At 55.0% G+C, this 9,742-nt stretch carries 10 protein-coding genes and 1 rRNA gene; all 11 read right to left on the bottom strand.

Annotated features, from left to right (window positions below; all coding sequences use genetic code 11):
• Nucleotides 1–86, bottom strand: a 16S ribosomal RNA gene (locus AC0LWM_RS28275); the annotation flags it as partial.
• Between the two features lie 334 nt (nt 87–420).
• Entirely contained in the window at nt 421–1,917 is a 1,497-nt protein-coding gene (gene lysS, locus AC0LWM_RS28270) for a lysine--tRNA ligase (RefSeq protein ID WP_474678380.1), read from the bottom strand.
• 365 nt (nt 1,918–2,282) lie between these two features.
• Complete coding sequence (gene greA, locus AC0LWM_RS28265; RefSeq protein WP_474678379.1) at nt 2,283–2,759, bottom strand: transcription elongation factor GreA; 477 nt, start codon at nt 2,757–2,759, stop codon at nt 2,283–2,285.
• A gap of 311 nt (nt 2,760–3,070) precedes the next feature.
• The gene (gene dusB / locus AC0LWM_RS28260; protein ID WP_474678378.1) at nt 3,071–4,102 is read right to left on the bottom strand and encodes a tRNA dihydrouridine synthase DusB; all 1,032 of its coding nucleotides are present in this window, start codon (nt 4,100–4,102) and stop codon (nt 3,071–3,073) included.
• 54 nt (nt 4,103–4,156) lie between these two features.
• Nucleotides 4,157–4,378: a helix-turn-helix domain-containing protein gene (locus AC0LWM_RS28255; protein WP_474678377.1), complete on the bottom strand. Its 222-nt coding sequence runs from the start codon at nt 4,376–4,378 to the stop codon at nt 4,157–4,159.
• Nucleotides 4,330–4,983 (bottom strand): 2-amino-4-hydroxy-6-hydroxymethyldihydropteridine diphosphokinase, encoded by a 654-nt coding sequence (folK, locus tag AC0LWM_RS28250; protein WP_474678376.1) that lies wholly within the window; start codon nt 4,981–4,983, stop codon nt 4,330–4,332. Before folK ends, AC0LWM_RS28255 begins: the two co-directional genes overlap by 49 nt.
• A 1-nt stretch (nt 4,984) precedes the next feature.
• A complete protein-coding gene (gene folB, locus AC0LWM_RS28245; protein ID WP_474678375.1) occupies nt 4,985–5,347 on the bottom strand; it encodes a dihydroneopterin aldolase in 363 nt (120 codons plus the stop codon).
• A gap of 177 nt (nt 5,348–5,524) precedes the next feature.
• Nucleotides 5,525–6,298, bottom strand: coding sequence for a dihydropteroate synthase (gene folP, locus AC0LWM_RS28240; protein WP_474678383.1), 774 nt, complete (start codon nt 6,296–6,298; stop codon nt 5,525–5,527).
• Nucleotides 6,299–6,440: 142 nt separating this feature from the next.
• A complete protein-coding gene (gene pabC, locus AC0LWM_RS28235) occupies nt 6,441–7,337 on the bottom strand; it encodes an aminodeoxychorismate lyase (protein WP_474678374.1) in 897 nt (298 codons plus the stop codon).
• Between the two features lies 1 nt (nt 7,338).
• Nucleotides 7,339–7,920: an aminodeoxychorismate/anthranilate synthase component II gene (pabA, locus tag AC0LWM_RS28230; protein WP_474678373.1), complete on the bottom strand. Its 582-nt coding sequence runs from the start codon at nt 7,918–7,920 to the stop codon at nt 7,339–7,341.
• Nucleotides 7,917–9,602 carry an anthranilate synthase component I family protein gene (locus tag AC0LWM_RS28225; RefSeq protein WP_474678382.1) on the bottom strand — a complete coding sequence of 562 codons (1,686 nt, stop codon included), beginning with the start codon at nt 9,600–9,602 and terminating at the stop codon, nt 7,917–7,919. Before AC0LWM_RS28225 ends, pabA begins: the two co-directional genes overlap by 4 nt.
• Between the last annotated feature and the right edge of the window lie 140 nt (nt 9,603–9,742).

Here is a 9,742-nt window from a genome sequence, read left to right as displayed (position 1 = left end):
TCCCCGAAGGAATAACTCCGCTCGACTTGCATGTATTAGGCACGCCGCCAGCGTTCGTCCTGAGCCAGGATCAAACTCTCCATTAAAGAAAAGCTGATTTGTGCTCATTGTAAAACTTTGGCTTATTCGCTCGTTGTTCAGTTTTCAAAGAACAATCGCTGTATTTCGTTTGTTTCATCAGCCGTCTCAGCGGCGACTTAGATAATATATCACAGACACCTAGAACAATGCAAGTACTTTTTTAAAAAAAATTATAATTACCTGTATAAATCGGATTACAATGGGCATTACGCTTGCCTCCGCTCATTCAGTTCCCATGATGGAAGTATCTTATGGAACCCATCCAGTAATCAAAGAAAAGCAACCTTGGACATCAGTCCTTGGTTGCTTCTTTTCATATAGTACGACATCCAAGCTGGATTAATCCAAATGCCTCATCGTCGGGAACAACAAAACATCGCGGATCGACGGCGAGTTGGTTAACAGCATCACCAAACGGTCGATGCCGATGCCGAGTCCGCCCGTTGGCGGCATACCGTATTCCAACGCACGGATAAAGTCGTCATCCATCTCGTGCGCCTCGTCGTTGCCTTGCTCCTTCTCCAGGAGCTGCGCTTCGAAGCGTTCGCGCTGGTCGATCGGATCGTTCAGCTCCGTAAATGCATTGGCATGCTCGCGCGCCACGATAAACAGCTCGAAACGGTCGGTAAACCGCGGATCGCTGTCGCGTTTCTTGGCAAGCGGCGAAATCGCCACCGGATGGCCCGTAATGAACGTAGGCTGAATGAGCGTGCTCTCGACAAAATGCTCGAAGAACGCATTCACGATATGCCCAAAGGACATGTGCGGCTCCACAGGCACCTTATGCTCCTTCGCCAGACGATGGGCTTCCTCATCGCTCATCTCTACGCTAAAGTCGACGCCAACCGTCTCGCGCACGGCATCCACCATCGAAACGCGGCGCCACGGCGAACCAAGGTCGACTTCATGACCTTGATAATTGATCTGAGTCGTGCCAAGCACTTCTTGGGCGATATGTTTGACCAGATTTTCCGTCAGATGCATAATGTCCTCGTAATCGGCATATGCCTCATACAGCTCGATCATTGTAAATTCCGGATTGTGCCGCGTGGAAATTCCTTCGTTCCGATAAACGCGGCCGATTTCGTATACCTTCTCCATCCCGCCGACAATTAGCCGCTTCAGATGCAGCTCTATGGCGATCCGCATAAACAGCTGCATGTCTAGCGCGTTATGATGCGTAATGAACGGACGCGCGGACGCCCCGCCCGCAATCGTATGCAGCGTTGGCGTTTCCACTTCCAAATAGCCGTGCGAATCCAAATAACGGCGCATCGATTGAATGATTTTGGAACGGGCGATAAACGTCGCTTGTACATCCGGATTCATGATCAAGTCCACATAGCGCTGACGATAGCGAAGCTCGACGTCCTTCAGGCCATGGAACTTCTCCGGCAACGGATATAGCGACTTCGACAGAACTTCGAACTCCGTGGCTTTGATCGACAGCTCGCCGGTTTTTGTTTTGAACACGGTGCCTTTCACGCCAACGATATCGCCGATATCCAAAATTTCGAACGCCGCGAAAATATGTTCCGGAAGCGCATCCTGACGTACGTAGATCTGGATTTTGCCCGAAAGGTCTTGCACGTCTATAAAGTTCGCTTTGCCCATTTTCCGCTTGGACATCAATCGCCCGGCAACGCTCACTTCGGCATTCTTCTCTTCTAACTCTTCCTTCGTCAATTGGCCGTATGCATCGGCAATCGCCTTTGCCGTGTGGGTACGGTCGTATTTCTTGCCGAACGGATCAACGCCCAAACTGCGCAGCTCGTCTAATTTATTGCGGCGAATCGTCAGCAATTCGCTTAATTCGGTTTCCTGTCCTTGACTCATAGGTGAAAGCACTCCTTCTACATTCTTTGCTCCGGTAAGACCTTTTGTTATTATAAGAAAAGCTTCTATTCGAAGCCCTTTCCACGATGAATGACCCTGCGTAAGAGGAAGCTTTTCTTGAAATATTAGAAAGGTTCAGCTTCGCTGAAAATTTATACTTTCTAATATTATAACAAATACTTCGATTGAAGTCCTTCCTTAAGAAACTTTCTGATATTATAACAAAATCTTGGATCGGTGTCCTTCGGCGACCGCGTTTCAAATGTTAATTTTGTTGCGATAAAGTTTATTGTGTCCGAGGACGAATAAATGCTTTATCTATAACAAAAAGCTTCCAGAGGAAGCTTCGAAACGTTGGGCACCACTTACTTCTTGATATCCACGATTTTATATTGAATGATGCCGGCTGGAACGGTTACGTCGACGACTGCGCCTTTTTTCTTGCCGAGGATCGCTTTGCCTACAGGGCTTTCGTTCGAAATTTTGTTCTCGAACGGATCCGACTCCGCTCTACCGACAATCGTATATTCAATCGTATCTCCGAACTCCATGTCTTGGACAATAACGGTTGCCCCAACACTGACCATATCGATATCGATTTCATCGCTATTGATAATGCGCGCGTTGCGCAGCATTTTTTCGAGCGTCATGATTTTGCCTTCAATAAAGGCTTGTTCATTTTTCGCGTCCTCGTACTCCGAGTTTTCGCTGATATCGCCATAACCGATCGCGACTTTAATCCGTTCCGCCACTTCGCGACGTTTGACCGATTTCAAATGCTCAAGCTCTTCCTCCAGCTTCTTAAGACCTTCCTGGGTCAAAATAACTTCTTTATCGCTCATTCCAACAATCTCCTGTCGCGTGACAAATTTTCATGCCGAAAGGGGGCGTATCCGGTCGCAGCATGAATTCACTCTAAATAAATATATTACGTTCGAAGTTCTTGATGACTTCGCCGATTCGGGAAATGCCGACGCAGATGCTGTAAAAGCTAATAAGCAATCACGCCTAGAATGACGGCGCGGGCCGTTTATCCACAAGGTGCCGATTACTATTGCATGATTATATTTCATGGAAATGAAATTGTCAATGACATCCACCCGCATTTTGTAAACGCTTCAAAAACTCGCTGTCCCCGAAGCGCGAGCTGCGCTTAGTGAACAATCGCGTCGTTCGCCTGGGTGTCTGCGGAGTCTGCACCCGCACTTGCATCATAATCCAGCGAATCGACATATTCCTGAAGCAACTTCACGACTTGATCCCGCTTCGTTGATTCCATAATGACGTCTTTGACTCGCGCGGCACCCGGCAGTCCTTTCAAATACCAAGCAAGATGCTTCCGCATTTCCTTGACTGCGGTAGCTTCGCTCTTCAGCGCAACAAGACGATCCATATGCAAAATCGCGATTTCGATCTTCTCTGACGGCGATGGGTCCGGCAGTAAGTCGCCCGTCGTCAAATAACGGACCGTACGGAACAGCATCCACGGATTGCCGAGTGCGCCGCGACCGATCATGACGCCGTCGCAGCCGGTGTGCTCCAGCATCCGCTTTGCATCCTCCGGCGAGAAGACGTCGCCATTGCCGATCACCGGGATGGAAACCGCTTCTTTGACATCTTTTATAATATCCCAGTTCGCTTTGCCGGTATACAATTGCTCCCGCGTACGGCCATGCACGGATACCGCCCGGCCTCCGGCTCTCTCGACGGCACGCGCGTTTTCTACGGCATATATATGCTGATCGTCCCAGCCGATACGCATTTTGACCGTGACCGGTTTGTCGACGGCGTCAACGACAGCCGACACCATCTCGTAAATTTTATTCGGATCGAGCAGCCACCGGGCGCCTGCGTCGCATTTTGTAACTTTGGGCACGGGACAGCCCATATTGATGTCGATAATGTCGGCGTTCGTTTGACGATCGACAACTTTCGCCGCTTCTACAAGAGACGCCCGGTCGCCGCCGAAAATTTGCAGGCTGAGCGGCTTCTCGCGCTCGTCGACGTAGAGCATTTGCATCGTTCTTTCATTGCCGTGCAGAATCGCCTTATCGCTAACCATCTCCGCGCATACCAAGCCGCAGCCGAATTCCTTGGCGATCAGCCGGAATGCAGGATTGCAGACGCCGGCCATCGGGGCCAAAACGACTTTGTTGCCCATTTCAATATTTCCTATTTTTAGCATTCCATTCAGATCCTTTCGGTGAAACTTATCATGCGAATATTCGCAATCGCTAATCTATATTTGGCCAAAACCGCGGTCGGTCGTTAATTCGTCGGGGTCGATACCGAGCGTTCTGCATATGTAACCGATAAGCTTCCCGTCCACGTGACGGGTTCCGCGTTCGACCGAACCGTACACGGCTACCGACAGGCCGAGCAAGTCCGCCATCTCCTGTTGCGTGTGGCCTTTCAGCTTACGAAATGCACGGATGCGCCGTGCCAAACGGTACGTTTCCACAGCTCGATTCCTTCCTTCCCATCCAATAACTGAAGCGCTTGATCCACGCTGCCCGCAAAAGCACGCAAGGGGCTAAGCGGATCGTCTCCCCCCTGATTCGGAGCAGCCGATTGTCGCCGAACCGCTTCGCCGAGCACCTCGCTTAAGGGCACCAGCACAAAAGCGCGCTCCATCATCCGCGGGTGCGGCAACTGCAGCTCCGGCGTATCCATGGCGACGCCATCCATCGCAAGCAGATCGAGATCGATGGTCCGCGGACCATTGCGTATCACGCGGGTGCGGCCCAGCTCAAGCTCGGTTGCGAGCATGAAGCGAAGCAGCATGACCGGCTCGAGCGTCGTGGCAACCAAGGCCGCCATATTCAGAAAGGCGCCTTGATCGGCGTAACCGACCGGTGCCGTCTCGTATACGCTGGAGCAGCCGGTCACTTCGATGTCCGGGTGAGCGTTCAGCCGCTCAAGCGCCGCTTGCAGCATCCTTTCCCGGTCGCCGATATTGGCGCCGAGCGCGATGCAAGCGGTTCGCCGCAGGCGGGCATCTCCGCTCTGCTGCGCCTGTAAGCCGGCTGCGGCTTCGCCTGCCGGCCGGTTGTTCGTTCGTTCCATGTTATGCCCGCTTTCTATGAATTTCGACGGTTACGCCTTGAAAATGTATATCGAACGGCGGATGCGGTTTTGTCACCTTCACCGTAATTTCGTTGATCTTAGTATACGAGTCAAGCACGGTCGATGCAATCTTTTCGGCAAGCGCCTCGATCAGCTTGAAGGGCGGACCTTCGACAACGCCTTTGACGAGATAAAATAATTCGGCATAATTTACCGTTTGCGTAAGGTCGTCCGTGACGCCTGCCGGCTGCAAATCCATCGTCAGGTCCAGGTCGACATAATATCGCTGACCGAGCTTCTGCTCTTCGGCAAACACGCCGTGCCTGCCGTAAAATTCGATGCGCTGCAAGCTCATTTTATCCATAAAAGAAACCTCCGATCTGAATTGTGGAATGCTGTCCAAGAAACACGCAGAATCCTCCGACTCCGGCTTTGCGACGGTCAGGACAAGGGGTCGCTTCGCCTCGGAGACAGCTGCATTGCAGCAATTCGGATGATCCACCCCGGCTACGGACCGCTCTTTGGGCGACCTTGGGGCGGATCAGGAGCCGCCGAGCCGACTTCGTACGATCGCGTCGGTCATGACGGCGATCCGCTTCATCGCCTGCACGTCATGGACGCGGATGATGTCGCAGCCTTGCGCGATGCCAAGCGCGACAGTTGCCGCCGTACCCTCGACGACATCATCCGCTGGCAAGTCCAACGTTCGTCGAATGAACGTTTTGCGCGAGGTGCCGAGAAGCAGCGGATAACCCATGGCGGCAAGATCGCCGAGACGCCGCATCAGGACCAGATTCTCCGCATAGTCCTTGGCGAATCCGATGCCGGGATCGAGCACGATCCGTTCATCGGGGATGCCCGCTTCATGCGCCAAACGGATGCTTTCCCGCAAGTCGGCGATGACGTCGGCGACATAGTCGCGATAGTCCCTATCGCGGCGATTGTGCATCAGGATGACCGGGCAGCTGAACTCGGCGGCAACTCCCGCCATCCTGGGGTCTTCCTTGAAGCCCCACACATCGTTGATGATGTCGGCGCCCGCCGCCAGCGCCTGCCGGGCCACCTCAGCCTTATACGTGTCGACCGAAATCGGCACGTCCAATTCGCGGCGAATCGCCTGCACGACCGGTACGACCCGCTCCAGCTCTTCCTCCTGCGACACCTTGGCAAAGCCGGGCCGCGTCGACTCGCCGCCAATATCGATGATGTCGGCGCCTTCGGCGATCATTTGCCGAGCCCGCTCCACGGCGAGATTGACCGAATTGTACATTCCGCCATCGGAAAACGAGTCCGGCGTCGCGTTCAATATCCCCATAATGATCGTTCGCTCGCCCAGCTGCAAAGATCGCCCCGACGGGCAGCTCAGCAGCCTTTTGCTGTCGTAAGTCGTTTCGCCATCTTGATTTCCTATATATTTTCGGTCATGAAACAGTTCCATTGCCATCACGTACCTTATCTTATGAAATGTCGTTCCCCGCAACCGCCGACCGGTACTGCCTCAGCAGCAGACTCGTCACCGCTCCGGCTGTCCCGCCGCCAACCGCGAAGCGATTGCCCTGTTCATCCAGCAAGCTTGTCACGGGCACGATCTCTTGAATCGAGTTTGTCACAAAAAGCTCTTCCGCATGCAGCATATCATCCCAAGTATAATGCCCTTCATCCACCATTATCCCTAAGCGACGCGCTAGATCCAGCACAAACGCCCGGGTAATGCCCGGCAATATGCCCGTATCAAGTGCCGGTGTGCAGCAGATCCCATCGCGGACGAGAAATACGTTGCTGACGATGCCTTCAGCCGCATAACCTCGAACGTCGAGCATGAGTCCTTCGGCTCCGCTCGTACGAGCCGCCTCATATTGCTGGAGCTCTCGTTTGGCCAATATATTGTTCATATAATGGAGCGATTTCAGCCGCACCTCGCCCTCGGGGCTATTCCGCCGCGTCCGCAGCAGCTGCAGCGGCTTGCCGTGCACGTACAGCTCGTCAGCCATGGGAGGGAGCGGCTTCACGTAAATGACGATATTCGGCTTGGCATAATCGCCGGCCGGAAGTCCCAATATATCGTCACCGGCCGAAACCGTATACCGGATGTAACCGTCCTTTAGTCCATTGGCCTCAAGCAATTCGCGCAAAAACTCCCGAATCGACGTTAGGTCATGAACAGGCTCATGCGCGATCCGAAGCTCTCTGCAGCTCTTCTGCAGCCGGGCCATATGCTCCTCAAGCAGAAACGGCTCGCCGTCATAAGTGCGGAATGTCTCGAACAACCCGATCCCGTAAAGAAAACCGTGATCGTATATTGAGATCACGGCTTCGCTGTCTTTGCAAATCGTCCCATTCCATCCAACGTACATGTTACCCTCGTGCCTTGGCGGTATTTTGCAAGAAATTGCCTAATAACCGCAAGCCGTTGTCCGTAATGATCGATTCCGGGTGAAATTGTACACCTTCAATCGGATATTCCTTATGGCGCAAGCCCATAATTTCGCCCTCAGCCGTTTCGGCGCTAATCTCGAGGCAATCGGGCAGTGTCTCTCTCTTCACGATCAGAGAGTGGTAACGGGTTGCCGTAAACGGCGAAGGAATTCCTTCGAACACCGTTTTGCCGTCGTGGAAAATTTCCGATGTTTTGCCGTGCATCAGCTTCTCGGCGCGCACAACTTCGCCTCCGAAAACTTGTCCGATCGACTGATGTCCGAGACATACGCCAAAAATCGGGATTTCCCCTTTGAAGTGCTCGATCAGCGTCAGGCTGATACCCGCTTCATTCGGCGTGCAAGGTCCCGGGGAAATGAGAATGTGATCCGGGTTCAGCGCCTCGATGCCGGCAATATCGATTTCGTCGTTGCGGCGCACCTCGATCTGCTGTCCCAGCTCGCCCAAATATTGAACCAGATTATACGTAAAAGAATCATAATTGTCGATGACCAGAATCATTCGGCGTTCCTCCCATTGATCGACTCGATCCGTTCGCTATACTCCATCGCTTTCCAAAGCGCCTTCGCCTTGCTGAGCGATTCATAATATTCCCGCTCCGGGTCGGAGTCGATAACGATTCCTGCCCCGGCTTGAATGTAGCCGACCCCGTCCTTCAGGACGAGCGTGCGGATAATAATATTAAATTCCATATTGCCGTTATAGTCAATCCACCCGAGCGATCCGGTGTACGGACCGCGGCGAACGGGTTCCAGCTCCTCGATGATTTCCATTGTGCGGATTTTCGGCGCACCGGTAATCGTGCCGCCCGGGAACGTCGCCGCCAGCACGTCGAAGGCATCCTTGCCGTCAGCGACTTCCCCGACTACCTCGGAGACGAGATGCATGACGTGGGAGTAATACTCAATCACCATCAGGTCGCTGACTTTCACCGTGCCGTAGCGCGAGATGCGCCCCAAATCGTTGCGCTCGAGGTCAACGAGCATAATATGCTCGGCGCGCTCCTTCTCGTTATGGCGCAGCTCGTCCGCAAACGCGCGGTCTTCCTCCGGCGTGCGGCCGCGCCGCCGCGTCCCGGCGATCGGGCGGGCGCTGACCTTGCCGCGCTCCTGCTTCACGAGCAGCTCGGGCGAAGCCGACACGAGCTGGAAGTCCGGGAATCGCAGGAAGCCCATATACGGCGACGGATTAAACAAGCGCAGCCATTCGTAAATGTCTTCCGGCTGCGTCCGTACTTCCCGGCTCTGGCGCATCGACAGGTTCACCTGGAACACGTCGCCCTGGGCGATGTATTGCTGGATCGAGCGCACCGCTTGCTCGAAATCGGCTTTCGGGAAGGCGGTGCGCACGCCAAACGCCTCGATGTCCATCTGCAGGCGGTCATCCTCCACCGCCTGCTGCATCGCGCGGACGCGGTCCGTGGCGTCCGCTTCTTCGGCAATGGCGCAGATGGCGTCCCACTGCGCCTTCATCGCTTCGGCGCGGCGCGCTGCGCCCGCGTACGCCCGTTCCAGCGCCGCNCGGACGCGGTCCGTGGCGTCCGCTTCTTCGGCAATGGCGCAGATGGCGTCCCACTGCGCCTTCATCGCTTCGGCGCGGCGCGCTGCGCCCGCGTACGCCCGTTCCAGCGCCGCGGCGCCTTCGGCCGCTTTCGGCGCAGGCATATGCGCGGCGCAGTACAGCGCGCGCGCTTCGTGATCGATGATCCACAGCTCATCGATCGTCATGAACGCATAATCGGGCAGGCCGAGATCGTCGGTGGCCAGCTCCGGCAGCCGCTCCAGCGAGCGGACGACGTCGTAGCTCCAGAAGCCGACGCAGCCGCCGAGAAACTTCGGCGCATCGTCTACAACGGGCGCGCGGTATGGCCCAAGCCACCGCTTCACAACCTCGAGCGGCGAACCTTCCAGCCGATCTGGCACACCCTGCGCATTCCGCTCATTATCGTCCCCTAGCGCGCCGCCAAACCGCTCATGCGTCCCGCAACCGCCTTGCCGCGCCTCCGCCGTACGCCCCTTGCCGCGGATCGTCGCCGCCGGACGCAGCCCGAGAAAGCTATAGCGCCCCGCCTTGCCGCTCTCCAGCACAAACGCGTGCTCGTCGGCTTCCGCCCAAGCCCGCTCCCAGAGCATCACGCGGTCGCCGCCTTCCGGCAACGCATGCCGCTCCACGTAAGGCAGCATCGTGTAGCGCTCCGGCGCCGCAGCCCACCTTTGCCAATGTTCGAATGTCGTCAGGATCACGCGGAATCCTCCCCTGAATGTATCTATGCCAGCTAGTATACGCGAAAACAAGTCCAGCCGCAAAAGTTTTTCCGCGTATT

This window comes from Paenibacillus sp. sgz302148 (genome assembly GCF_056120465.1).
The sequence above is the reverse complement of the archived record's forward strand: the minus strand, read 5'-3'. Positions and strand labels throughout refer to the sequence as shown.

Coding starts and splice junctions, on each gene's coding strand:
- pabC (WP_474678374.1), bottom strand. CDS start 7,337: ATGTACGTTGGATGGAATGGGACGATTTGCAAAGACAGCGAAGCCGTG.
- folP (WP_474678383.1), bottom strand. CDS start 6,298: ATGGGGATATTGAACGCGACGCCGGACTCGTTTTCCGATGGCGGAATG.
- folK (WP_474678376.1), bottom strand. CDS start 4,983: ATGGAACGAACGAACAACCGGCCGGCAGGCGAAGCCGCAGCCGGCTTA.
- lysS (WP_474678380.1), bottom strand. CDS start 1,917: ATGAGTCAAGGACAGGAAACCGAATTAAGCGAATTGCTGACGATTCGC.
- folB (WP_474678375.1), bottom strand. CDS start 5,347: ATGGATAAAATGAGCTTGCAGCGCATCGAATTTTACGGCAGGCACGGC.
- dusB (WP_474678378.1), bottom strand. CDS start 4,102: ATGCTAAAAATAGGAAATATTGAAATGGGCAACAAAGTCGTTTTGGCC.
- pabA (WP_474678373.1), bottom strand. CDS start 7,920: ATGATTCTGGTCATCGACAATTATGATTCTTTTACGTATAATCTGGTT.
- greA (WP_474678379.1), bottom strand. CDS start 2,759: ATGAGCGATAAAGAAGTTATTTTGACCCAGGAAGGTCTTAAGAAGCTG.